This is a genomic window from Vibrio sp. CAU 1672 (genome assembly GCF_029223195.1).
Classification (GTDB): domain Bacteria; phylum Pseudomonadota; class Gammaproteobacteria; order Enterobacterales; family Vibrionaceae; genus Vibrio.
Genome location: NZ_JARHUF010000025.1, coordinates 1 through 24735 on the forward strand (window position 1 = coordinate 1; position 24735 = coordinate 24735).

Here is a 24735-nt window from a genome sequence, read left to right on the forward strand (position 1 = left end):
TCGCTGATACGTTGGTGTTTACATTTACTGCCATGGTGATTTCTCCAATTGATTTTCCGATGGTGCGGTTTCCGACGTCTCGGAAAACCAAGTAGTTCTCTCAAAGTTACTTTTATTAACGACTCAGTTCGTAATTTCTTGAGGAGAAAAATGCATTTTTTTTGAAAAAAGTTCATTTGGCTACGGATTCGTGATGAAACAATTAAAAAAGCAAAAAAACTTAAAATTATCGCTAAAGCTTCGTTTTTAACTGTCGATACAGGCAGGTTTTGCTCTTGTCGTAACTAACATTAAAGCGCCCCGCTCAACGCGAACCAATAAGTAAAATGGTTAAAAGAATGGAGTAATTTGAAAGCTGCCATCGCGGCATGCTGTGGGGATATGACCTTAACCCAACAGGGTCAACGCCAGATTGGGGGCTTGTTTCGCTTGAGCAAGAATAGTAGTACTCACCTGTTGCAAGATCTGCTGCTTGACCATCTGGGTGGTTTCTTTCGCATAGTCGGTATCCTGAATACGGCTGTTCGATGCCGCCAGGTTTTCATGGATGTTATCCAGGTTGTTTATCGCATGGTCAAAACGGTTTTGATACGCCCCCAACTCAGCACGATGACTATCAACGTACTTCATTGCTGTGTCCAGCACGGCCACCGCTCTTTGCGCGCCCCCGACTGACGTGACATCGATATTATCAACCGCTTCATAACCGGCTAAATTAAGATCAAGCTCACCAGCCAGAGCGCCGGAAAATGACAGCGTACCGTTGGTCTCTTCCCCGGGCATAAAGATCTGCAACTGTCCTTTTTCATTCACCGATGCCGATACCTTATCAGTCTGGCCATTAATGTAGGTCGCTAACTGCTCGATATCATCCCCGCCTTTGGCTTGAATGCGGATTTCTTCGGTTTGCCCTACGCGATTGGTAAACGACATGGTCAGTTCATTCGCATTGTCTTTTACTTGCCAGTCTGATCCCGCCGCTGCCCCGGAAACGTAACTGAAGCCGCCCATTTCAAGACGATCAGTACGCATGGATTTCAACTCGACCTGCACCGCCTCGCCAGAAGACGCACCAATCTGAAATGCCGCTTTGCCAAACGTGCCATTTAATAGCTTGCGTCCACCAAATGATGTCGTTTCAGCGATACGATTCAGCTCGTCATTCAGTGCGGTCACTTCTTCCTGCATTGCCACGCGCTCAGCCTTGCTGTTTGAGCCATTCGCCGATTGCAACGACAGATCACGCATACGTTGCATGATATTAGTGACCTCATTCATCGCCCCTTCGGCCGTTTGCATAATGGAAATACCATCGTTGGCGTTACGCACCGCCACATCCAGGCCACGCATTTGCGATTGCAGACGATTGGAAATTTGCAGGCCGGCCGCATCATCTTTAGCACTATTAATCCGCTTCCCTGAAGACAAACGCTCCATGGATTGATTCAGCATATCGGTTGCATTGGTCAAATGACGCTGAGCAACCAGTGCTGAAACATTGGTATTAACGGTAATGGCCATAAGATGAACACTCCATAAGATTAAGGCTCTGGATATTTATCGACCACCCGATACAAAGGTTTAGCGTTTTATCAAAAAAGATCGAAAATGAAACGCCTAACAAGAAAAACGGCCAGATAACAAAAAGCCCTCCGATCATGGAGGGCTTACTGAATCGTCAACGGCGCTTTATTTTATCGTCAACTCTGCCAGCATTTGCTGGGAAGGGGCGAAGAAGTACGCCCCAGTCACGGCTTTGGTGAAACGCAACAGCTGATCGGTTTTCCCGTCGGTTACACCGTACATACTGTCCAGCATCACTTTGATGTTGTGCAGCGTATTACAGTAAGAAATAAACAGCAGACCATGAGCGCCGGTCGCCGTACCATACGGCAGGCTATGACGAACAATTTTCAGCCCCTGACCTTCTTCCTTGATGTCCACCCGCCCCACGTGGGACGCTGCAGGTACATCTTCTAGCTCAACCGAGTCTGACTTGGTACGACCAATCACCTTTTCCTGAGCAGAGATACTTAAACGGTTCCATGCCGGAAGGTTATGTTCAAAGCGCTGAACCATTACGTAACTGCCACCAGCAAACGTACCGTCTTTAACTAACGCCACTTCAGCGCGGGCATCCCCCTGTGGGTTTTCCGTGCCATCGATGAAATCGGTCATATCCCGTGAGTCCAGATAGCGATAGCCATAGGTTTCGTCCACTACCGTGATGTCATCAGCGGTTTCAGCCAGGAACTTACGCAGCAGGTAAAAATGCAGATCGTGCCGTGTCGAGTGGCAGTGGATCAGCACATCAACATCTGTCGCCGGCGCGATCACATCGCCTTCACCCAGCTGAGGAAAGTCGATCAGCTCTTCCGGCATCTCGACATTCAGGTGCTGCCAAAACGCTTTGCTAAAAGCAATCGAGAGCGTCAGTTCGGCGCCCGCCTGGCTGGCATTCAGCTCTTTAACCAGTTCAGGCAACGCCTGCAGTTGCGCCAGCACGTGATCACGGTTCTGGTTGACTTTCAGCTGGGTATAAAGGGCGAACGGCCCGGCTTCAGGCACAATCGCGGTTTGAGCTTGTGACATGTAAAATTCCTCTTGCAGTGCTTCCCTAAGGATAAGCTATTGTTATTTTATGAAGGTTGCTTCTTGCTGCGCGGTATCGCCGGCACATGGAAGCAGTCTTTTACCCATCTTCCATTGAGCAGATAGATCATCAACCAGGCTAACAGCGTGATGGTCAACGCGTTGGCCCAGTTGAAGATGCCATGTTCCAAATAGATATGATACACCGTTTGGCCAGACTGAATGACGCATAAGATCAAAGTCAGGCTCCAGCCACGGCCCATGATCCGGTTAACCCACCCGCGCTCAGGATGGCGTAGACCCATTAACCACATTAACAGCAGACTGGGGGTGCCAATCAGTAGCCCCATGTACAGGGTACTGGTATCCGGATAAACCATACTTAATAGCTTACTGCCACTTTCCCGGCTGACTCCGGCCATGGCAAACACCACCCAAGCCCGCGCCATAAACATCCACCCCAGCCACAACAACAGCGGCGCTTTTAAAAAGCCATGGGCATCATATTGGTCCAGTGAGTAGCGCACGAGCATTTCTTCTTTTGTGATAAAAACGCCACTTTACCCGATCCCCACCTCACTGCAAACCGCTCAAGACGGTTCTCTTCGTTCCCATAGAGCGGTACACTAAACGCAACCATGTGAATCAATCCATTACTATGATGAAAAAGACAAAAACCGCTGCCCCTGCACCATCCCCGGAAACCCAAAATGAAGCGCTGAAGATTGCCCGGGCAACCCAAAAACCCGGCCAGACCAAAGAACAGACCAAACTGATTGCCCAGGGAATCGAAAAAGGCATTGCCCTGTATAAAAAGCAGCAGAAAGAACGCAGCCGCCAAGCCGACAAGCTCAAGAAAAAACAGCAAAAACAAAAACAGCGTTCACACGCTGAAGCATCTCCGGTGCAGGCAGAAACCCCGCCGGCCTCTCAACCGACTAAACCATCATTACTGCCTTGGGTGTTACTGCTGGTCAGCTGGGTTTTCTTTGCTGCCTATTTCATGAGCGGGCATTAACCATGCTACGTTTTTGCATCTGCCTCACCTGCGCTGCGCTGCTGCTCGGCTGTACGACCCCTCATCATGTCGCCGACGCACACAGCCAACAAGTCGAGCTGCGTCTTGATGGCCAGTTCGACGCATCACAGTGTGACTACCTGGGAGACGTGATCGGCAGTGAGGGGCATTGGTACAGCTACCTGTTTTATACCAACGATGCCATGATACAAGGTGCGATCAATCAACTGAAAAACAACGCCGCCATGCTCGGTGCTGATACGGTATATATGGTCGCCCCACAAGATTTTGTGACTTCCTTCAGTGTGCTTGGCACCGCTTACCGCTGTAACTAGCAACCTAAGGGCAAGAAAAAAGCCAGCGAATGCTGGCTTTATGCACGGAATCCAAGGCTACTAGCGATATCTTTTTCGCGCTCCAGCACCCACTGACTGTCAAACGGACCCCAATCCGATAACTGGTAATACCCATCATTATGACGTCGGCCGTCCTGAACAAAGATGAGTTCAATGCCGATTCCAGGTAATGCCTTAAGTACATCTTGAATAGTACGACGAGGCCACCCCGTTTTCTCGATTAATTTAGGTACATTCGGCCTTTCCAGGCTTTCAACCAATAAGGCTAAATACAGCCGCCTTGCAAAAACAGGACTCAAATCCATTGACACCTCCTAAAATTGTGCTACTTCATTATTTCGTTTTTGCTCGGTAAGACGTTGAGTTTGATCAATATCTGGCTCTTTCCGGCCCATTTCGGCATGATTTTTTCATCAAGTAAATTATTCCTCTCATGATTTTGTCAGTTTGGTTGCTTCTTGATAGGATGCCTTTACAGCCAAAAATATGTCTCTGTGCGTTTTGCTACCGCGCTGAGACAAATAAAAACAAAAGGAATCATAATGACCATCACCATGTATGGAATCCCCAACTGCGACACGATTAAAAAAGCCAGAAAGTGGCTTGATAAAGAAAACATCGCCTACCAGTTTCATGACTACCGTAAGCAAGGTATCAACACTGCCATGGTGCAGGAGTTCTGCCAGCAACTGGGGTGGGAACAGGTGCTGAACAAACGTGGCACCACCTACCGACAGTTATCCCAAGAGCAGAAAGAGTCACTCAATCAGGAAAATGCCATTGCCCTGCTGGTTGAGCAACCCGCGATGATCAAACGCCCGATCCTCAAGGTAAACAGCCAGTTCCACCTCGGCTTTAAAGCGGAACAATACACCACAATTTTTCATTCATAATGATAAGGAATTCTCAAGGATGACAGACAGTCCCGTACTGGCACTTGCCAAAGACTTACTCAGTCGCCAGTCAGTAACGCCTGAAGATGCAGGCTGCCAGGAAGTCATGATCGAGCGCCTGAAAGCGCTTGGCTTTGATATCGAAGTGATGGTGTTCGAAGACACCACCAACTTCTGGGCTCGGAAAGGAAGCGAAGCGCCTCTGTTTGCCTTCGCCGGACACACCGATGTGGTGCCCGCAGGCCGGCTGGATCAATGGCATACCCCGCCGTTTGAACCAACCGAAATCCATGGTTACCTGCATGGCCGCGGTGCCGCTGACATGAAGGGCTCGCTGGCCGCAATGGTGGTGGCCGTAGAACGTTTTCTTTCCCAGCACCCGGACCACCAGGGCTCGATCGGCTTTTTGATCACTTCCGATGAAGAAGGGCCGTTTATCAACGGCACCGTGCGGGTGGTCGAAACTTTAATGGCCCGTGGCGAGCTGATCGATATGTGCATTGTCGGTGAACCTTCGAGCACCGAGATTGTCGGAGATGTGGTGAAAAACGGCCGCCGCGGCTCGATCACCGGTGATTTAACCGTTAAAGGCACCCAGGGCCATGTGGCCTACCCACACCTGGCCAATAACCCGGTTCATGAATCCCTGCTGGCCATTCACGAGCTGGCGAGCACCGAATGGGATCAGGGCAACGATTACTTCCCTCCCACCAGTTTTCAAATCCCCAATGTTGCGGCGGGTACCGGCGCTTCAAATGTGATTCCGGGAGAGTTTCACGTTCAGTTTAACCTGCGCTTCAGTACCGAGTTAACCAACGATATCATCGTGGAGCGGGTGACCAAGATCCTCGATAAACACCAGTTGGATTATGATCTCAAATGGACGTTTAACGGCGACCCGTTCCTTACCGACACCGGCGCTTTACTTGATGCTGTCGTGACCGCTGTCAGCGATGTTAACCACACCAAGCCCGCGCTGCTCACCACCGGCGGCACGTCAGACGGCCGCTTTATCGCACGCATGGGTGGACAAGTGGTGGAACTGGGGCCGGTCAATGCCACCATCCATAAAGTGAATGAGTGTGTCAAAATTGACGATCTGGAAAAACTGACCGATATGTACCAGTACACGCTTACTCATTTATTAGCCAAATAAACTGAGACCAGCCACCATGACGCCAGAGCAACTCACAGGCCAGACTGACTCACATCTCGTGACAACGCTGATCGGGCAAAAATCGTTTTTGATCCATCCGGATGTTGTCGAAGACCTGACCAATCTGGTTAACGCCGCCGCTGAGGCCAGGTTTAAACTCGAGATCGCCAGTGGCTTTCGCGATTTCCGGCGTCAGAGCGCGATCTGGAACGGCAAGTTTGCTGGTGAGGCTCCGATTCTGGATTCCAGCTCCAAACGTTTAAACAAGGCAGAGTTGAATAATGAACAAAAGCTCATGGCAATTCTGCGTTGGTCTGCATTGCCCGGAGCCAGCCGCCACCACTGGGGATGTGATTTTGATATCTATGCGCGAAACTGCCTTCCCCACGCCACCCAGCTCCGGTTAGAGCCCTGGGAATATCTGGATGGACATCAACAGCCATTTTACACCTGGCTTAAGGATAACCTGAACCAGTACGGTTTTTTCTTTCCCTACAGTAAAGACTTAGGTGGTGTGGCCATTGAGCCTTGGCATATCAGCCACCGGAACGTCGGGCAACAGTGTCTTCAAGCGTTGAGCACTAAACTGCTGCGCGAGCAACTGCTACAACAGAACCAAAGCCAAAACATTGCAGGGATAAACTGCATACTAAATAATCTAGATAGCATTTACGCGACCTACATCAGTAACATCACCGCGCCGGAGGCAGCATGATCGAATTTCTGACCAATCCCTGGGTTATCATCATCGTAGTGCTGAGTGTCATTATCGGTAATATTGCAGCACTGAAATACACCGCTAATATGAAAATTGGCCAAATGGACAAGCAGCGCAAGAGCGATCTTGACAAGCTAAATGAACTGGATCAGGCACGTCATCAACCAACTGACAAAGATAAAAACTCAAAACGCGATTAATACCAGCAGTATACCGATCATAAAAAAGGGACCGGCAGGTCCCTTTTCTTATTGCTTGATAACTTCCGCCAATATTGGCACTAATGACATCAAAAACGCTTCCTCCACCGGCTTACCGCTGGAATCGGTGATATTGATTGAGGTACGGTTACCCAGATCACCCAACAGGAAGGTATACTTACCCGCTTTGAGATCCAGTGGTGTTACGCCAACTTTTTCCCAAAATTCATCATCCGGCGCAGCGTAAGTCGTGGCAACCGTGCCTTGAGACTGGTTACGCTCATCCAGGCTGAAGCCCATTTGCGGCAGGGTATTAGGTAATCGCTGCCAAAGCACATCATATTGCGCGCGGGCAATAATAACCGGAAGTCCGCCGCGATCAGTGCCCATTGTCACCGGGATCTGTTTAACCAGTTGTTGGGCTTTAAGACGGGCTTCTTCACGCATTTGCTCATCATAACGCGCGGTCACTAAGTTGGTCATGAAAACATTGTAGCGCTCACGGTTAGTACGTGTGACGGCTTTAACCTGTTCACCCTCGCGCCAGTCAATCAGGTTAACGGTAAATCCATGACGGTTATTCAACTCACGTCGAGAAATAGTGTAGCGACTGCCAATCTCAATATTCTCGTCGGCAGAATTCCATGTCACCCAACCGGTCTCAATGTCAGACTCGGACTGACTGACTACGGGGATGTTGTTTTCTTCCAACATCGCCACGGCATTCTGCCAAACCACGTCAAGTTGATCTTGTTGCAACAACCAAAGCGTAATTGCACCGTTATTACGCTCCAGCCTTGCGCCGGGGATCAACTCCAGCACCTGCTGTGGCGGACGAATATCAACTTGAGTACCAATCCCACCTGAATATTCCCCTTGAGGGATATCAAAGTTCGGATAAAAGTTAGGCTCTGCACCCTGAGGAACATTCCATTCCGTCAGAGGCGTAGCCTCCAGATATTCAAAGTCATCTTTAGCCTGACGACGTCGGTCTGCACCACCTGAACAGGCAGTCAATACGAAAACAGCTAGTGAACTTAGCACCAACTGGCTTGAAAGCTTCATTTATTCTCCTAAAACACTAAGGGCTAACCGCCCCCAGTACCTACTCCAATCCTAATAAATCCCGGCGTCTGACATCGCTTTTGCCACCACTGGCTGCGCAGACTCCGACAAGATAGTGAGAGGTAAACGCAAACTGCCGTCTTCAATCAGGCCAAGCTTGTGCGCCGCCCATTTTACCGGAATCGGGCTTGATTCAATGAAGAGATTTTTATGCAGCGGCATCAGTCGCTGATTGATGCTTTCCGCCTCTTCAAAGTTACCTTCACTTGCTAATCGGAACATGTCCGCCATGTCTTTCGCCGCGACATTGTTGGTGACAGAAATCACACCTTGGCCACCAAGTTTTACAAACTCCAGCCCCGTCGCATCATCACCACTTAATAAGATAAAATCTTCACCACAAAGTTCACGGTGAATTGCAACTCGGCTCAAATCACCGGTCGCATCTTTTAATGCCACGATATTATCAAGCTTCGACAAACGTGCCACTGTCTCTGGTAGCAAGTCAACTGCCGTACGGCCAGGTACGTTGTATAAAATCAAAGGAACGTCACTGGCTTCTGCAATCGCTTTGTAGTGTAAGAATAAACCTTCCTGGGTCGGCTTATTGTAGTAAGGGGTCACACTCAGGAAACCAGCAATACCGGAATCGGCTAACAATTTGCTGAAAGTGACCGCTTCATGGGTTGCATTAGCACCGGTGCCTGCAATCACAGGGATACGACCGTTGGCAAACTCTACAGTTTTATTAACGACCTTCACATGCTCTTCGATGGTAAGAGTCGATGACTCTCCCGTCGTGCCTACCGCAACAATACCGTCGGTACCTGCTTCAATATGGTACTCCACCAGCTTTTGCAGACTATCAAAATCTACTTCACCATCTGGTTTAAATGGTGTAATCAACGCTACGATACTTCCTGAAAACATGTCTATCTCCCTCATTCTACTCTTTCTGCATGGTACTGTAATGCGATTCAAAAACACAAGAGTGTAAAGTCGCTTATAAAGTACAAATGAATGAATAATTACCAGTTGTTAGAGATCTAACAACATAAATCGTTACTGACCCGCCTCACGGCTGTAAAACGATGCCGGGTTCCATATGATCCGGCTTGATAGCTTTAAAGCATGAATGCGCACGGCGAAGCCGATGGATACAACGAATATACGCCGTGTTGCCGGCGGCTAAGTCAGCCTCGGGTGAAATCCCCACTTGGCCAAAATTGTTGATTACTAAATCAGCAACACCTTCAAACAAGCTGAAAAATACCACCGACTCAACATTTCTGAATCCTATCTGTGCTACCATCACTCTAACTGAACAAAGGATAAGAAGCTCATTTATGACGCAACAATTAGTTCTTACTGCGGTGGGTACGGATCGCCCGGGCATATGCAATCAAGTAGTTAAGCTGGTCTCGAAAGCTGGCTGTAATATTGTCGATAGCCGCATTGCTATTTTTGGCAATGAGTTCACCTTAATCATGCTGTTATCAGGTAACACCAATAACATTACCCGTGTGGAAACTGAATTACCACTACTCGGGCAAGAACATGAATTGATTACCATAATGAAGCGAACTTCCCAACACGAGCTCATCGACAACAGCTACACCATGGAAGTGTTTATTGAATCGGAAGACCGTATCGGCCTTACCGAGCAGTTCACCCAGTTCTTCGCCGACAAGAAAATCGGTCTGAACTCGCTCAGCGCCCAGACCATCAGTAAGTCAAAAGTCGGTCTTGATACGGATCAGTTCCATATCGCCATCACCGCATCGGTCCATGCCGACTGTAACCTGATGCAATTACAAGAAGATTTTGATGAACTTTGTCATCAGCTCAACGTACAAGGTTCACTGAATTTCATAAAAAACACACTATAAATAAAGGAAAATAAAATGAAAACGCTGACTGCAGGCACGCCAGCGCCAGCCTTCTCTTTGCTCGATCAGGACGGAAATACCGTCACCCTAGAGGACTTCAAAGGTAAAAAGGTCCTGTTTTATTTCTATCCCAAGGCGATGACGCCAGGGTGCACCACCCAAGCCAAAGGACTGCGTGACGTTAAAGCCCAGCTTGATGCGCATAACCTGGTGGTATTGGGGGTCAGTATTGATCCGGTTAAACGCCTGGGCAAATTCATTGAACGCGATGAGTTAAACTTCACCCTGCTGTCCGATGAAGATCACGCCGTCGCAGAACAGTTTGGCGTATGGGGTGAAAAACAGTTCATGGGTAAAGTGTACGATGGCCTGCACCGTATCAGTTTCCTAATCAATGAAGATGGCGTTATCGAGCACGTGTTCAATAAATTCAAAACCAAAGATCACCATGAAGTGGTATTGAACTACCTTAACGAGCAGGAATAACCAGCAGAGACTTTTGGCCGTAAAATGAAAAAGCCCAGTGTTTACTGGGCTTTTAACTAGATGTTACTCTTCTGCCGGCTCTTGCTCTTCAGCACTTGGCAGAGCATTCCATACCGCTTTGACCAGAGTGGCCAGAGGAATCGCAAAGAATACCCCCCAAAAACCCCACAATCCGCCAAACACCAGTACCGCAACAATGATCGCCACCGGATGAAGGTTTACCGCCTCAGAAAACAACACCGGCACCAGTAAGTTACCGTCCAAAGCTTGTATAACGCCATACGCGGCCAACAACCAGTAAAACTCCGATGACACTCCCCACTGGAACAAGCCGACAATCGCAATCGGCACCGTGACTGCCGCAGCGCCAATGTATGGGATCAGCACAGAGAAACCCACCGCCACTGCCAACAGCACCGAATAGCGCAGATCCAAGATAGCGAATGTCACGTAACTGACACCACCAACAATCAGGATCTCAAGCGCTTTACCGCGAATGTAGTTGGAGATCTGTTCGTTCATCTCATGCCACACTTTGTTCGCCAGCCTGCGGTTTTTGGGCAAAATACCACTGGCCATACCGAGCATTTGTTCCTTATCTTTAAGCAGAAAAAAGACCAGCAATGGCACCAGGATCAGGTAAACCGCTAAAGTCGCAATACTGACCAGTGACGCCAGTGAGCCTTTCACTACGTTCTCACCCAATACAATCGCCTGGTTCTTGGCGTTGTTCATCACGGTTTCAACAATTTGCAGATTAGCCAGTTCTGGGTAGCGTTCAGGCAAAACAGTAATAAACTGCTGGAGCCCAGCATACATGTTGGGGATGTCATTGATCAGGTTACCAATCTGAGTCCAAATGGTCGGTACCAGACCAAACAGAGCGATCAGCATCAGGCTGAGAAACAGCAGAATGACCGCCACCACCGCCAAGGTCCGTGGGATCCCCAAACGACACATCTTACTCACTGGCCATTCAAGCAAGTAAGCCAGTACTATCGCGACCAGCAACGGAGCGATCAAATGCCCGAAAAAATAGATAGTGATAAAGCCGAACAGCAGGATCGCGACAAGGCTCACGGCATGAGGATCAGAAAAGCGTCGTTTGTACCAACGAATTACCATTTCAAGCATCTTATAAGGATTCCTTATTTAAAACGGTCAGGCTGAAGTAGTCTACCTGCGACTCGCAATGAACAACATAGCCTTGGGAGTGCAAATACTTCACGATATCTTGCTTAGAGCTGCTGTCCGTCACTTGTATAACAAGCTCATGATAATGCTGAACTTTTCCCTTAAAAGCCTTAGCCAGGTGACGTTTTGCCAACAGCAAAGCCATCGGGCACCGCTGCATACGCAAATCAACTAACATCGATTCCATTGTATTGCTCTGTACTTATGATAGGGTTGTATTGTAATCGCTTTTCAAGCAGGTGCCAGCATTTCCAATGAGATTTAAACTCAACAATTTACGAAACCAATTCGTTTATCGCGAGTCTTATTGTTAACATAATCATACTATCCGTTGCGGATATCACCGAACACAGTGGTCATAGTAAGTAACCGGGGATCATCCACCGGCTGAACTGGACAACTCGCCATTTTGGAGAATTTTAAAGCCGTATGTTAAAACGCACTCGCTCGCTTGTTTGTCTTTGCATCGCTGCTGCGTTAAGCACACCCACGACCTGCGCCAATACGATCAATTTACCGGATATCGGTACGGCTGCAGGTGCGACATTATCTATTGACCAAGAGCTCATTTATGGCGATGCCTACATGCGTATGTTGCGTGCCAGCCAGCCAATTGTCGGCGATCCGGTCATCAATGAGTACATCAACTCACTTGGCCACCGTTTGGTCGCAAATGCCAACGATGTAAAAACCCCATTTCACTTTTTCATGATACGTGACCGGAACATTAACGCCTTTGCTTTCTTCGGTGGTTATGTGGCATTGCATTCTGGTCTGTTCCTCCATGCCCGAACCGAAAGTGAACTGGCTTCTGTGGTCGCCCACGAAATAGCCCACGTCACCCAGCGGCATTTGGCGCGTAGTATGGAAGAGCAGGCTCGCCGCTCTCCGGCCACCTTAGCTGCACTCGCCGGCGCCCTGTTGATCTCGATAGCCGCACCGGAAGCGGGTATGGCTGCCATCACTGCCGCCACTGCCGGCAGCATGCAAAGTGCGATCAACTATACGCGTAGCAATGAAAAAGAAGCGGATCGTTTTGGTATTTCAACCCTGGCAAAAGCCGGATTTGACGTTCAGGCAATGCCACGTTTCTTTGGCCGCCTGGCTGATGAATACCGCTATGCCAGCAAACCACCACCGATGCTGCTGACGCACCCATTGCCTGAAGATCGCATCACCGATACCCGGCAGCGGGCCCAGGCCTACCCACCCTTACGCATCATGCCTTCGCTGGATTACCATTTAACCCGCGCACGCATCGTTGCCCGTTATGCCGGGATTGACGCCGATGCGGCGCTGGGCTGGTTCGAACGTACCGAGAAGAAAGCCAGTACCGATCTGATCCCATCTTTTGAGTACGGGCGGGCATTGGTGCACCTCGACAACAAACGCCTTGATCAGGCCGAACCGTTGCTGAGCAAACTACTAAAACAAGACCCCTACAACCCCTTCTATCTGGATGCCATGACCGATCTTTATCTCGCCCAGAAACAGGCCGAGAAAGCGGTCAACATGCTGGCGAAAGCGCTCACCCATAATCCCAACAATCATGTGCTGACCATTAACTATGCCAACGCACTTTTGGAAACCGGCAACAACGAACAGGCCGTCCGGATTCTTCAGCGCTACACCCATGACAATCCAGAAGACACCAATGGCTGGCACCTGTTATCAAAAGGTAACGCCGCCTTAGGTCACAATGATGAAGAACTGGCCGCACGCGCTGAAATTCTGGCGCTGCGAGCCAACTGGAACAAAGCCATCCAGTACTATACCGAAGCCAGCAACCTTGCTGACTTGGGCAGCTTAAAACAAGCGCGCTACGATGCCCGAATCGACCAACTGATGATCCAAAGAGATCGCTTCCTAGCATTACAATAAAGAAATGGAGAAACTTATGTCAGTCGTGATTTATCACAACCCTCGCTGCTCAAAGAGCCGCCAAACCTTAGAATTACTTGAACAGAACGGCATTCAACCCGAGATTGTCAAATACCTGGACACCCCACTCAGCGTTGACCAGCTAAAAGCCCTGTATGCTCAACTTGGCTTTAGTTCAGTACGCGAGATGATGCGTACCAAAGAAGAGGTTTATAAACAGCTTAACCTCAGTGACGCCTCTGTCAGTGACGAGCAGCTGTTTGCCGCTATGGCTGAACACCCCAAACTGTTTGAGCGCCCGGTTGTCGTCGCCAACGGTAAAGCCAGGATCGGTCGCCCACCCGAGCAAGTGCTGGACATTGTATAAATGGTTTGCCAGATCCTTATTTTGTACTACAGCCGTCATGGCTCAACAAAACAACTGGCAAGACAGATAGCAAGAGGGGTCGAGTCGACTCCTCATTGCGAGGCAGTTCTTCGTACAGTTGAAGAATTGTCAGCTGACTCACAAACACCTTCCGATCCAATTGTTACTCTGGATACTCTGAAAAACTGCGATGGTCTGGCATACGGCAGCCCGGTCTGGTTTGGCAATATGGCTGCGCCACTGAAACACTTTTGGGATCAGACAACCCCACTGTGGCTAAATGGCGATCTGATTGATAAACCGGCCTGTGTGTTTACCTCTTCTTCATCTATGCACGGCGGCCAGGAGACCACGCTACACAGCATGATGACGCCTCTGCTTCATCATGGAATGATGGTGTTGGGTATTCCGTACTCGCAGCCACTGTTGCACCAAACGCAGTCAGGGGGCACGCCATACGGGGCGAGCAGTGTCGGTCACGAAGCAACCTTAACTGCCGAAGAGGTTCACCTCGCCCAGCAACTAGGTAAACGACTGGCTACCACGGCTTATAAGCTCAAATATGGCCCGCAAGTTTAAGGAGAAATCGATGTCGGACTCTGTAACTCAACCGCCTCTGGGCTCCCAAACCCAACAGTTTCGCTATCTCGCTTTATTTGGCAACCTGGCTCTGCTCGGCTGGGTTGCGATATGGCAACTGGCACTGTCTCCTCATCCGCATTTAAGCAGTACCACGCTGGCCATAGCCTGGTGTATTCCGCTGCTTTTGCCTCTGCCGGGTATTTTAGCAGGTAAACCTTATACCCATGCCTGGGCCAACTTTGTACTGATGCTGTACTTCCTGCACGCTTTAACGATTCTCTATGTAGATGGCGGAGAGCGCTGGCTGGCTGCCGTGGAGTTGATTCTGACGACAATGGGATTTATCGGCAACATACTGTTTGCCCGCGCACGTGGCAAAGAGTTGGGACTTAAACTCAAAAAGTTATCCCAAGTGGAAAAGGAAGAAAAAGGTAAATTTAGACAGTAATATTAAAAAAACAGCCGCATCATGTGCGGCTGTTTTTTTACCTTGGTTATGAGCGCAAAGCTGAGGCACTCCACTCATAGATCAGGTCAACACGGTCTTTCACCGGTGGCGTTACCACCGGTTCAGCCATCTTCTCCAGTGGTTGGTCCTGCTGTGCGGTAGTATCCAGCGGCTCAGGTTCAACTGCCGCGACAGGTTCTGCTACCACGGAAGTTTCCGCCATTGGTACGGGAGCCGGGGCAAACTCTTCTTCACCAAGCGGATCTGCCAATACGCCTAACTCAGCAATGGCCGCAGCCTCATGCTCAAAAGCTTGCTGTGAGGCAAGAAGGTGTACTTTCAACGTCACTTCATTGCCCTGAACCCGGTTGATTTCCGTCGAAGCAACCGAATTTAAGCCAATGAGCCTCTGCTCTAAGACAAAGAAGTCCCGTGCAGTATTGATATTCAGTACTTTCACCGTAATTGCCTGCGATGATTCATTTGATACCACCACCGCATTTTTGTTTGCATAGTAGTCAGCAATCGCATCCACCATTTCGCTGATCGCCTCATTTCCTGATGCAGTTCCGCTCTGCGGTGACTGGTGTGAACCCACAATGCTGGTGGGTTGTTGGTCATACAAAGTCCAACGCAGCTGATCGTTCCGCGCACGTACAACGAGTACCGAATCAGCCGGATAACGTTGGCTCGCCTGGCTAATCGGCTCAATAAAGCCCCCCCATAGATCCGACACATTGACACCCGTCACATCATCAAAATCGCCAACAGGGATAATGACCGGTAAACCACGCAATGTTGTTGCTTTATGCAGCTCAGCCAGTTTATCCGATTCCGAGCGCTCCCAGGTAATGCTGCGGTCATAGTGCTGCTCTTCGATCATCCAAACCAAAATATTGCTTCGATTCGGCGACCAATACGGAAGTTTTGCCTGGGTTAATAACGAGCGAATCTGGCCACTGTTAAACAGCATTTTCAAACTACTTTGGTCATCTAACTGACCATAGCTCATTTGCGAAACGTAACGTGCACTGGAACCGAGTGCTTTTTTAACTACCGGGTTACTCAAGGAAGACGCATCGCCCGTCGCACGAACAATCACCTCTTGCATGCCTTGTTGACGAGCCAATGACTCACCGTCTTGCTGCTCACTGTCGATCGCCACTTCCGCACGAAAGATATCGACTTGAGTGGATGCGTTGACCGGCAGGCACAACCAACCAATCAGTAACAAAGCTAAATAGCGCATAGTTTCTCATAATCCTCAATACAACAACCCGCATGATAAGCAACTATCAAACCTTGGGCAAGATAAGTACCAGCAAACTCGCCGATATTTTGACCGCAATAACGATGTTCTATTGAGCAACCTCTCGATTTAGGTGGCAAATCCGCACAAAAATTTGATCTAGATAACATTGCAAACGATTGCTGGGTGGTAATATTCGCCGGATTTGTCTGCGTAGTTATAAATGGGAACCTAATTATGAAAAATGCCTTACAAGGCGCACAGATGCTTTTTGTCGCTTTTGGCGCTCTTGTGCTTGTGCCGCTGCTGACCGGGCTGGATCCAAACGTTGCTCTGTTTGGTGCCGGTGTCGGTACTCTCCTCTTCCAACTGATGACTAAACGTTCTGTTCCAATCTTCCTTGCCTCTTCTTTTGCGTTTATTGCTCCTATCATGTTCGGTATCCAGACCTGGGGTATCGGCGCGACGATGGGTGGCTTAATGGCAGCCGGTTTGGTTTACGTTGCACTTGGTGCAATGATTAAGGTTCGCGGCGTTGGTTTTATCCATAAAATTCTGCCTCCTGTGGTTGTAGGCCCGGTGATCATGGTGATCGGTCTTGGCCTGGCACCAACGGCTGTAAACATGGCAGTAGGTAAAACTGGCGACGGTGCGGTACAACTAGTGAATGGCGATGCGGCAATCATCATCTCTGCCGTTTCCCTGCTGACAACCATCACACTAAGCGTATTTGCCAAAGGCTTCTTAAAGCTTGTCCCTATCGTGGGCGGCATTTTGGCAGGTTACTGTGTCTCACTCGCTTACGGCGTAGTCGATTTTACTCCTGTCGCTCAAGCTGCTTGGCTGGCGATGCCAAACTTCACCACACCAGAGTTCAATATCAATGCAATTCTATTCATGATCCCGGTGGCGATTGCTCCTGCGGTCGAGCACGTGGGTGACATGCTGGCGATTTCAAACGTAACCGGTAAAGACTACCTGAAAAAGCCCGGCCTGCACCGCACTATCGCTGGTGACGGGATCGCGACGATTGCTGCTTCTATGGTTGGTGCGCCACCAAACACCACTTACAGTGAAGTAACCGGTGCGGTAATGCTGACCAAAGCGTTCAACCCAGTGATCATGACATGGGCAGCCATTACGGCAATCGTCCTTGCTCTAGTGGGTAAGCTTGGCGCGATTCTTCAAACGATTCCAGTTCCAGTGATGGGCGGTATCATGATCCTGCTGTTTGGTTCTATCGCGACAGTTGGTCTGAACACACTCATCAAGAACCACGTTGACCTACACAAGTCGCGTAACCTGGTTATCGTAGCGGTAACGCTGGTATTTGGTATCGGCGGTATGGCTTTCGGTATTGGCGAGTTCAGCCTGCAAGGGGTGAGCCTGTGTGGTATCGTGGCAATCATGCTTAACCTGGTACTTCCGCACGACCTGGGTGAAAACCACGTGGTTGATAATGCACAAATGGAAGAAGAGAACGCGAAGTAATTCGTCTGCGCGGCTTTAACGCGGCGCTCTCTATCCTACTTAAGTAACAGATACAAAAAAGGCTTGGTAAAACCAAGCCTTTGCTTTTTCTATTCAGTAGTCAAGCGCACAATATTGCTTACTTAGTACCGAAGATCTTATCACCCGCGTCACCCAGACCAGGAACGATATAGCCTTTGTCGTTCAGTTTCTCATCGATCGCTGCGGTAAACAGCTCAACATCCGGGTGGGCTTTTTCCAGCGCTTCGATACCTTCAGGAGCCGCTACAAGTACAAGTACTTTGATTGCCTGACAACCTTTCTCTTTTAGAAGGTCGATAGTCGCGATCATCGAGCCACCAGTTGCCAGCATTGGGTCAACAACTAGTGCGATACGCTCATCAATGTTAGAAGCAAGCTTGTTGAAGTAAGGAACTGGCTCAAGTGTTTCTTCATCACGGTAAATACCCACAACGCTGATTCGTGCGCTTGGCATGTGTTCTAGTACACCGTCCATCATCCCCAGGCCTGCACGTAGGATTGGCACTACGGTTACTTTCTTACCCTTGATTTGATCAACTTCGACAGGACCGTTCCAACCGTCAATGGTTACTTTCTCTGTTTCAAAGTCTGCTGTCGCTTCGTAAGTAAGTAGGCTACCGACTTCTGTCGCTAACTCACGAAAACGCTTAGTGCTGATGTCACCTTCTCGCATTAGACCGATTTTATGTTTTACTAGAGGGTGTTTTACTTCAACAACTTTCATGTCCATCTCCGGCTATAATTGGCAATATTTAAACAAACCTTCAGATTATACATGATTTTTACTGACATTTCAGGATATATCACTAAAGAAAAAAACTGACGCAAACGTTTGCTATCTCTGTTTAACCACTGGTAGAATAGCGCCGTTTTCATATCCAACTTTAAACCCGAGGACTTCCCTGTGAGTGGTAACAACTCTTCTCTTAGCTATAAAGACGCTGGTGTAGATATTGATGCAGGCAATGCGCTTGTAGATCGTATTAAAGGTGCGGTTAAGCGTACTCGTCGCCCTGAAGTGATGGGTGGTATCGGCGGTTTTGGCGCATTATGTGAACTACCAACTAAATACAAACAGCCTGTACTGGTTTCTGGTACTGACGGTGTAGGTACAAAACTTCGCCTTGCGCTGGATATGAACAAGCACGACACCATCGGCGTTGACCTGGTGGCAATGTGTGTCAACGACCTAATCGTACAAGGCGCTGAGCCGCTATTCTTCCTTGATTACTACGCGACAGGCAAACTGGACGTGGACACAGCGGCAGACGTAGTTTCAGGTATTGCTGATGGCTGTGTTCAAGCAGGTTGTGCACTTATCGGTGGCGAAACGGCTGAAATGCCGGGCATGTACGAAGGCGAAGACTACGACGTTGCTGGCTTCTGTGTTGGCGTAGTAGAAAAAGAAGACGTGATTGACGGCACTAAAGTAGCAGCGGGCGATGCACTTATCGCAGTTGGCTCAAGCGGTCCACACTCAAACGGTTACTCTCTGATCCGCAAGATCCTAGAAGTGTCTGGCGCAGATAAAAACGAAGAGCTGGCCGGCCGCACTATCGGTGAACACCTTCTGGAACCAACTAAGATTTACATCAAATCAGCACTTAAGATGATTGAGGAGCACGACATCCACGCGATTTCTCACATCACTGGTGGTGGTTTCTGGGAAAACATCCCTCGCGTACTGCCAGAAGGCAGCAAAGCGGTTATCGACGGTAACAGCTGGGAATGGCCAGTGATCTTTAAATGGCTACAAGAGCAAGGCAACGTTGAAACCCACGAAATGTACCGTACCTTCAACTGTGGTGTTGGTCTGATTGTTGCCCTGCCAAAAGATCAGGCAGATGCAGCGGTTGCCCTTCTTAAACAAGAAGGCGAAAACGCATGGGTGATTGGTGAAATCGCTCAGGCACAAGCAAACGAAGAGCAAGTTGAAATCCAATAACTTGTGAGTTTTGCTACAAAACGTTAGGAATGAGGGCACATTGCCCTCATTCTGCTATCTGGCACAGTGAAAACCATTCTAATAGTAGGTAATTTAGCAGCTACGCAGCTCAAACCTACAACAGCAAGGCAATCTCAACATCATGAAAAACATAGTGGTCCTTATTTCCGGTAACGGCAGTAACCTGCAAGCAATTCTGGAAGCTTGCGAAGCGAACATGCCAGATGCTCAAGTCGCAGCCGTGTTCTCCAACAAAGCCGATGCTTATGGGTTAGAGCGGGCAAAACAGTTTGATGTTGATGGCCATTTTGTCGATCCAAAAGCGTTCACATCACGTGAGGCATTCGACTCTGAGCTGATGCGGCAAATCGATGAGTACCAACCAGATGTAGTCGTACTTGCCGGTTACATGCGCATTCTGAGCAATGAGTTTGTCCAACACTATCTGGGCAGAATGATCAACATTCACCCCTCTCTGCTGCCGAAATACCCCGGCCTGCATACCCACCAGCGCGCGATTGATGCCAAAGACAAAGAGCACGGCACCAGCGTTCACTTTGTCACCGAAGAGCTGGACGGCGGCCCTGTCGTACTACAAGCGAAAGTGCCGGTGTTTGAAGACGATGATGCCGATGTACTTGCGGCGCGTGTTCAGACTCAGGAACACAAAATCTATCCAATGGTCACTAAGTGGTTGGCAGAAGAACGCTTGATCATGCAAGATGGCAGAGCCTATTTAGATGGTGTAGAGCTTGGCATACACGGCTACGCGGCTGACGAGTAGCTCAGAGCACGACATCCCAGACCTAAAAAAGGCAGTCTTATGACTGCCTTTTGTTTCTAATAGATTTGCTTTCAGAGGTTACAAACGAAACCGTTATTCCAGCGGCGCTGTTGGCGCTTGGTTGCCCGGCTTCGGTGCAGCAAACGGCACCTCCTTCAGCGCCTCGGCATTATTCAGCACCAGTTCACCAACATGAAACAAGCCATACTCCCCCGGTTTCATTCGCTGCCAGGTTTCATTGCCGGTCAATGGCTGAGTGGCGATCACTGACACCACATCATTGGGGGTTGTCTCTTCCTGAAAATTGATTTCCACATCCTCATCCAGCAGCGCCGCTTTGCCAAACGGCGCCCGGCGGGTGATCCAATACAGGTGGTTGGTGCAATAGGTCATCACAAACTCACCATCACTGAGCAGCATATTGAACACACCTTTCTCTCGCAGCTGATCACAACATTCGGCCACATAGACAAACACTGATTCCATATCCTGAGGCGGCTGTGGATAGCGGTCTTCCATCTGTTTGAGCAACCAACAGAATGCCATTTCACTGTCGGTTTGGCCCACAGGACGGTGTCGGCCGGTGTCAAAGTTCTGGTAATCAGTTAACTGGCCGTTATGGGCGAAGGTCCAGTACTTGCCCCACAATTCACGCGTAAACGGGTGGGTATTCTCCAGATTGACACCACCTCGGTTAGCCTGACGAATATGGCTGACCACGGCGCGGCTTTTGATTGGGTAATTTTGTACCAACTCGGCAATCTTAGACTCACTGCTCGGCGCGGGGTCTTTGAAGTTACGAAAGCCGAGCCCTTCATAAAAGGTAATACCCCAGCCGTCGCGGTGCGGCCCGGTCCGACCGCCACGTTGCATTAACCCGGTAAAACTAAAACAGATATCTGTTGGTACATTTGCGCTCATTCCGAGCAATTCACACATGACCTGCTGAACTCCCTAATAAACCTTTCCTCTCAAGCACCAAGCCGAGACGATATCGATTATGCCATCTCTTTTTCAATAAGCTGGATAACGATATGGATAATTTTAATGTGCACTTCCTGAATACGGTCAGCGTAACCAAAATGCGGCACCCGAATTTCGATGTCAGCCAAACCGGCCATTTTGCCACCATCTTTACCGGTCAGGGCGATGGTTTTCATTCCTTTCGCTTTTGCCGCTTCAATAGCCTTCAGGATGTTGCCAGAGTTACCCGAGGTTGACAGGCCAAACAGCACATCACCCTGACGACCAACGGCTTCAACATAACGGGAAAAAACATGATCGTAACCAAAATCGTTACTCACACAAGACAGGTGGCTAGGATCCGATATCGCGATACCGGCATAACCCGGACGGTTTTCACGGTAACGGCCGGTCAACTCTTCGGCAAAATGCATCGCATCACAATGGGAACCACCGTTACCACAAGACAACACTTTGCCATCTTGCTTAAAAGAGTCAGCGATCATTTTCGCTGCCGCTTCAATCTGAACGATATTATGCTCGTCACTCAAAAATTTGTTCAGAACATCAGCGGCTTCAGTTAATTCACTTTTAATCAGATCTAGGTACATATCGCGTTCTCTTTTTTATTTCGTCCGCAGTGATGAATGATGTCCACACTGCCACTGGATTCGGTTGCTTCGGAAAGCACCTGACTTTGCAATACCCTGAGTTTACCCACAAACGAGAATTAGTGTCGATAGCGAAACCCAATAATTAGATTCCCGCCAGTAAGAAACCACCCAATTTGACCGTAAAAGCACCACCAGCCGCACAACTTTAGTATTTTTGCTCTACTTAGATCACTTTTTGCTCAGTTGCGGGTTTTACATTTATTTAATAATTTGATTACACTTACAGGAACTGGTTAGACCTCTTACCAAAAATCCAGACGTACAACGCTTAGAAAGTCTGAAAAGGAAAACACATATGGATATCTTGCTCTCAATCATCACACTGACAGTTGTGCTGGGCATAACGCTCTATCACAGAATGTCACTGGTGAAATCTGTCGGCCTCCTCACGGCTGCCATGCTGCTACTGACGCTGGCTGGTTATGTCGGCTTTACCGGCTGGACACTCTACGTGCTTGCTCTTGCCGTTTTCACCCTCTCCGGCATTCGCCAGTCTCTGATCAGCCGCAAGGCCCTCGCGCTGTTCAAAAAAGTCCTGCCCGCCATGTCGCAAACCGAAAAAGAAGCGCTCGACGCTGGCACTGTCTGGTGGGAAGCCGAACTGTTCAAAGGCAAACCTGACTGGCAAAAGCTACATGCCATCCAGGCGCCGAAACTGAGTGCCGATGAGCAAGCATTTCTTGACGGCCCGGTAAATGAAGTGTGTGCCATGGTCAGTGACTATCAGGTGACACATGAACTGGCAGACCTGCCCCCTGAAGTGTGGCAATACCTGAAAGGCAACAAGTTTTTTGCCATGATCATCAAGAAACAGTACGGTGGTCTGGAGTTCTCTGCCTACGCGCAATCCCTGGTCCTGCAAAAACTGACCGGGGTATCGGGCGTGCTCTCTTCGACAGTCGGGGTGCCTAACTCATTAGGCCCGGGTGAGCTTTTGCAACACTACGGTACCGAAGAGCAGAAAAATTATTACCTGCCTCGCCTGGCGGAAGGCAAAGAAATCCCCTGTTTCGCCCTCACCAGCCCTGAGGCCGGTTCTGATGCTGGCTCCATTCCAGACTTTGGTGTGGTGTGCAAGGGTGAATGGGAAGGCAAAGAAGTCCTGGGGATGCGCCTGACCTGGAACAAACGCTACATCACCCTGGCACCGGTCGCGACCGTACTCGGCCTGGCGTTCAAACTGCGTGATCCGGAAGGCCTGCTTGGCGATAAGGAAGATTTGGGCATTACCTGTGCGCTGATCCCAACCAACCTGAAAGGGGTGGAAATTGGTCACCGCCACTTCCCGCTTAACGTCCCGTTCCAGAATGGCCCAACACGCGGTCAGGACATTTTTGTACCAATCGATTTCATCATCGGCGGTGAAAAGATGGCCGGACAGGGCTGGCGTATGCTGGTTGAGTGCCTGTCGGTCGGCCGGGGAATCACCCTGCCTTCCAACTCAACCGGAGGTATCAAAACAGCGGCGCTGGCAACCGGAGCCTACGCGCGCATCCGCCGCCAGTTCAAACAACCTATCGGCCATATGGAAGGGGTGGAAGAGCCACTGGCCCGCCTGGGTGGAAACGCCTACGTGATGGATGCTGCCAGCAACCTGACCGTCGCCGGCATCGACCTGGGTGAAAAACCATCGGTGATCTCGGCCATCGTCAAATACCACTGCACCCATCGCGGCCAGCAAAGCATCATCGATGCGATGGACATTGTCGGCGGCAAAGGCGTCTGTTTAGGCCCTTCTAACTTCCTGGCGCGCGGTTACCAGGGTGCGCCGATTGCGGTGACGGTCGAAGGTGCCAACATTCTGACCCGTTCGATGATCATCTATGGTCAGGGGGCGATCCGCTGCCATCCTTACGTGCTGGCAGAGATGGACGCGGCCTACTCCGACCATAGTGATGCATTAGACAAATTCGATGCCGCGCTTGTCGGCCATGTCAGCTTTACCATGAGTAACCTGATACGCAGTATCTGGTTTGGTTTAAGTGACGGCTTAGGCTCATCGGCACCAACTAAAGACGCCACCAAACGCTACTACCAGCAGCTTAACCGCTATAGTGCCAATCTGGCGCTACTTTCAGATATTTCCATGGCCGTTCTGGGTGGTTCACTGAAACGCAAAGAGCGCTTGTCTGCCCGCTTGGGGGATATTTTAAGCCAGCTCTACCTCAGCTCCGCGACGCTGAAACGCTTTGAGCAAGACGGACGCCCGGCAGAAGATTTACCTCTGGTTCACTGGGGCTTACAAGACAGCTTGAAACAAACGGAAGCAGCGATTGATGAGTTTCTGGCGAACTTCCCGAACAAACTGGTGGGTAAAGTACTGCGTGTATTGATCCTGCCATTTGGCCGCGTACGTAAAGCGCCAAGCGATAAGCTAGACAGTAAAGTTGCCCGCATTCTACAAACGCCAAGCGCCACCCGTTCACGCATTGGACGTGGCCAGTACTTAGCGCCGACAGAGCATAACCCGGCGGGCAAAATTGAATTAGCACTCAAGGTGATCCTGCAGGCAGAGCCGGTATTCGACAAAGTATGTAAAGCCCAAGGGAAACGCCGTCCGTTCTTAGCTTTGGACCGGATTGCTCTGGATGGATTAGAGCAAGGCATTATTTCCCCGGAAGAGGCGGATCTACTAACTGAAGCCGAACAGCACCGTCTGGCCACCATCAATGTCGATGACTTTTCACCGGAGCACCTCGCTGCAAAGCCACAGTATCCACAGATGGGAAACGTCGCTTAAACGATAATCTGTAATAGCAAAAC

28 protein-coding genes are annotated in these 24735 nt (G+C 49.5%); 16 read left to right on the forward strand and 12 right to left on the reverse strand.

The genetic code is table 11. The features are described 5' to 3' along the window. Positions 1-387: 387 nt before the first annotated feature. The 3 genes from P2G85_RS17605 to P2G85_RS17615 all read right to left on the reverse strand — a co-directional run bounded on the left by P2G85_RS17605 (position 388) and on the right by P2G85_RS17615 (position 3119). Positions 388-1521 (reverse strand): flagellin, encoded by a 1134-nt coding sequence (locus P2G85_RS17605; protein WP_275865377.1) that lies wholly within the window; start codon positions 1519-1521, stop codon positions 388-390. 168 nt (positions 1522-1689) lie between these two features. Next, the gene (locus P2G85_RS17610; RefSeq protein ID WP_275865378.1) at positions 1690-2592 is read right to left on the reverse strand and encodes a Dyp-type peroxidase; all 903 of its coding nucleotides are present in this window, start codon (positions 2590-2592) and stop codon (positions 1690-1692) included. A 47-nt stretch (positions 2593-2639) separates the two neighbouring features. Beyond that, positions 2640-3119: a DUF2919 domain-containing protein gene (locus P2G85_RS17615; RefSeq protein WP_275865379.1), complete on the reverse strand. Its 480-nt coding sequence runs from the start codon at positions 3117-3119 to the stop codon at positions 2640-2642. 134 nt (positions 3120-3253) lie between these two features. On the opposite strand from P2G85_RS17615, the gene P2G85_RS17620 reads away from it, so the two are divergent. Beyond that, complete coding sequence (locus P2G85_RS17620) at positions 3254-3610, forward strand: DUF2956 domain-containing protein (RefSeq protein ID WP_275865439.1); 357 nt, start codon at positions 3254-3256, stop codon at positions 3608-3610. Positions 3611-3612: 2 nt separating this feature from the next. Beyond that, complete coding sequence (locus P2G85_RS17625) at positions 3613-3945, forward strand: DUF4156 domain-containing protein (RefSeq protein ID WP_275865380.1); 333 nt, start codon at positions 3613-3615, stop codon at positions 3943-3945. Positions 3946-3983: 38 nt separating this feature from the next. Here P2G85_RS17625 and P2G85_RS17630 read toward each other — a convergent pair whose 3' ends face one another. Then, the gene (locus tag P2G85_RS17630; RefSeq protein ID WP_275865381.1) at positions 3984-4271 is read right to left on the reverse strand and encodes a helix-turn-helix domain-containing protein; all 288 of its coding nucleotides are present in this window, start codon (positions 4269-4271) and stop codon (positions 3984-3986) included. Positions 4272-4508: 237 nt separating this feature from the next. Here P2G85_RS17630 and P2G85_RS17635 point away from each other — a divergent pair, with 237 nt between their 5' ends. The 4 genes from P2G85_RS17635 to P2G85_RS17650 are packed head-to-tail and all read left to right on the forward strand — an operon-like array spanning position 4509 to position 6933. Further along, entirely contained in the window at positions 4509-4859 is a 351-nt protein-coding gene (locus P2G85_RS17635; protein WP_275865382.1) for an ArsC family reductase, read from the forward strand. Positions 4860-4878: 19 nt separating this feature from the next. Then, positions 4879-6015, forward strand: coding sequence for a succinyl-diaminopimelate desuccinylase (gene dapE, locus P2G85_RS17640; RefSeq protein ID WP_275865383.1), 1137 nt, complete (start codon positions 4879-4881; stop codon positions 6013-6015). Between the two features lie 16 nt (positions 6016-6031). Then, complete coding sequence (locus tag P2G85_RS17645) at positions 6032-6730, forward strand: M15 family metallopeptidase (RefSeq protein ID WP_275865384.1); 699 nt, start codon at positions 6032-6034, stop codon at positions 6728-6730. Then, entirely contained in the window at positions 6727-6933 is a 207-nt protein-coding gene (locus tag P2G85_RS17650) for a DUF2897 family protein (RefSeq protein ID WP_275865385.1), read from the forward strand. The genes P2G85_RS17645 and P2G85_RS17650 overlap by 4 nt, the downstream gene beginning before the upstream one ends. Positions 6934-6981: 48 nt before the next feature. Here the strand turns inward: P2G85_RS17650 and bamC are convergent, their stop codons facing one another. Next, a complete protein-coding gene (gene bamC / locus P2G85_RS17655; RefSeq protein WP_275865386.1) occupies positions 6982-7998 on the reverse strand; it encodes an outer membrane protein assembly factor BamC in 1017 nt (338 codons plus the stop codon). A 51-nt stretch (positions 7999-8049) separates the two neighbouring features. Further along, the gene (gene dapA, locus P2G85_RS17660; RefSeq protein ID WP_275865387.1) at positions 8050-8928 is read right to left on the reverse strand and encodes a 4-hydroxy-tetrahydrodipicolinate synthase; all 879 of its coding nucleotides are present in this window, start codon (positions 8926-8928) and stop codon (positions 8050-8052) included. Positions 8929-9344: 416 nt separating this feature from the next. Between dapA and P2G85_RS17665 the strand changes: the two genes are divergently transcribed. Together P2G85_RS17665 and bcp are read left to right on the forward strand one after the other, a co-directional pair. Continuing rightward, positions 9345-9887: a glycine cleavage system protein R gene (locus tag P2G85_RS17665; protein WP_275865388.1), complete on the forward strand. Its 543-nt coding sequence runs from the start codon at positions 9345-9347 to the stop codon at positions 9885-9887. A gap of 15 nt (positions 9888-9902) precedes the next feature. Next, a complete protein-coding gene (gene bcp / locus P2G85_RS17670; protein ID WP_275865389.1) occupies positions 9903-10373 on the forward strand; it encodes a thioredoxin-dependent thiol peroxidase in 471 nt (156 codons plus the stop codon). A gap of 63 nt (positions 10374-10436) precedes the next feature. Here bcp and P2G85_RS17675 read toward each other — a convergent pair whose 3' ends face one another. Then, positions 10437-11507 (reverse strand): AI-2E family transporter, encoded by a 1071-nt coding sequence (locus P2G85_RS17675; protein WP_275865390.1) that lies wholly within the window; start codon positions 11505-11507, stop codon positions 10437-10439. 1 nt (position 11508) lies between these two features. Further along, on the reverse strand, positions 11509-11745 hold the full coding sequence (locus tag P2G85_RS17680; RefSeq protein WP_275865440.1) for a sulfurtransferase TusA family protein: 237 nt from the start codon (positions 11743-11745) through the stop codon (positions 11509-11511). 251 nt (positions 11746-11996) lie between these two features. On the opposite strand from P2G85_RS17680, the gene P2G85_RS17685 reads away from it, so the two are divergent. The 4 genes from P2G85_RS17685 to P2G85_RS17700 are packed head-to-tail and all read left to right on the forward strand — an operon-like array spanning position 11997 to position 14845. Beyond that, positions 11997-13448 carry a M48 family metallopeptidase gene (locus P2G85_RS17685; RefSeq protein ID WP_275865391.1) on the forward strand — a complete coding sequence of 484 codons (1452 nt, stop codon included), beginning with the start codon at positions 11997-11999 and terminating at the stop codon, positions 13446-13448. Positions 13449-13464: 16 nt separating this feature from the next. Next, positions 13465-13815, forward strand: a complete 351-nt coding sequence (gene arsC / locus P2G85_RS17690; protein ID WP_275865392.1) for an arsenate reductase (glutaredoxin) — start codon at positions 13465-13467, stop codon at positions 13813-13815. Continuing rightward, on the forward strand, positions 13816-14394 hold the full coding sequence (wrbA, locus tag P2G85_RS17695; RefSeq protein ID WP_275865393.1) for an NAD(P)H:quinone oxidoreductase: 579 nt from the start codon (positions 13816-13818) through the stop codon (positions 14392-14394). It abuts the gene before it with no gap. Positions 14395-14404: 10 nt separating this feature from the next. Beyond that, positions 14405-14845 carry a DUF2069 domain-containing protein gene (locus tag P2G85_RS17700; RefSeq protein ID WP_275865394.1) on the forward strand — a complete coding sequence of 147 codons (441 nt, stop codon included), beginning with the start codon at positions 14405-14407 and terminating at the stop codon, positions 14843-14845. Between the two features lie 46 nt (positions 14846-14891). Here the strand turns inward: P2G85_RS17700 and P2G85_RS17705 are convergent, their stop codons facing one another. Beyond that, the gene (locus P2G85_RS17705; RefSeq protein ID WP_275865395.1) at positions 14892-16094 is read right to left on the reverse strand and encodes a DUF2066 domain-containing protein; all 1203 of its coding nucleotides are present in this window, start codon (positions 16092-16094) and stop codon (positions 14892-14894) included. Between the two features lie 237 nt (positions 16095-16331). Here P2G85_RS17705 and P2G85_RS17710 point away from each other — a divergent pair, with 237 nt between their 5' ends. Then, positions 16332-17585, forward strand: coding sequence for a uracil-xanthine permease family protein (locus tag P2G85_RS17710; protein WP_275865396.1), 1254 nt, complete (start codon positions 16332-16334; stop codon positions 17583-17585). A gap of 118 nt (positions 17586-17703) precedes the next feature. Here P2G85_RS17710 and upp read toward each other — a convergent pair whose 3' ends face one another. After that, on the reverse strand, positions 17704-18330 hold the full coding sequence (gene upp, locus P2G85_RS17715; protein WP_275865397.1) for a uracil phosphoribosyltransferase: 627 nt from the start codon (positions 18328-18330) through the stop codon (positions 17704-17706). Between the two features lie 180 nt (positions 18331-18510). Here upp and purM point away from each other — a divergent pair, with 180 nt between their 5' ends. Further along, positions 18511-19551: a phosphoribosylformylglycinamidine cyclo-ligase gene (purM, locus tag P2G85_RS17720; protein ID WP_275865398.1), complete on the forward strand. Its 1041-nt coding sequence runs from the start codon at positions 18511-18513 to the stop codon at positions 19549-19551. A gap of 142 nt (positions 19552-19693) precedes the next feature. Next, positions 19694-20335 (forward strand): phosphoribosylglycinamide formyltransferase, encoded by a 642-nt coding sequence (gene purN, locus P2G85_RS17725; RefSeq protein ID WP_275865399.1) that lies wholly within the window; start codon positions 19694-19696, stop codon positions 20333-20335. Positions 20336-20428: 93 nt separating this feature from the next. Here the strand turns inward: purN and P2G85_RS17730 are convergent, their stop codons facing one another. Both P2G85_RS17730 and lpcA read right to left on the reverse strand, forming a co-directional pair. Further along, positions 20429-21274, reverse strand: a complete 846-nt coding sequence (locus P2G85_RS17730) for a class II glutamine amidotransferase (protein WP_275865400.1) — start codon at positions 21272-21274, stop codon at positions 20429-20431. 59 nt (positions 21275-21333) lie between these two features. Then, positions 21334-21909 carry a D-sedoheptulose 7-phosphate isomerase gene (gene lpcA, locus P2G85_RS17735; protein ID WP_275865401.1) on the reverse strand — a complete coding sequence of 192 codons (576 nt, stop codon included), beginning with the start codon at positions 21907-21909 and terminating at the stop codon, positions 21334-21336. Between the two features lie 358 nt (positions 21910-22267). Between lpcA and fadE the strand changes: the two genes are divergently transcribed. Continuing rightward, positions 22268-24712, forward strand: a complete 2445-nt coding sequence (gene fadE / locus P2G85_RS17740; protein ID WP_275865402.1) for an acyl-CoA dehydrogenase FadE — start codon at positions 22268-22270, stop codon at positions 24710-24712. Positions 24713-24735: the final 23 nt, after the last annotated feature.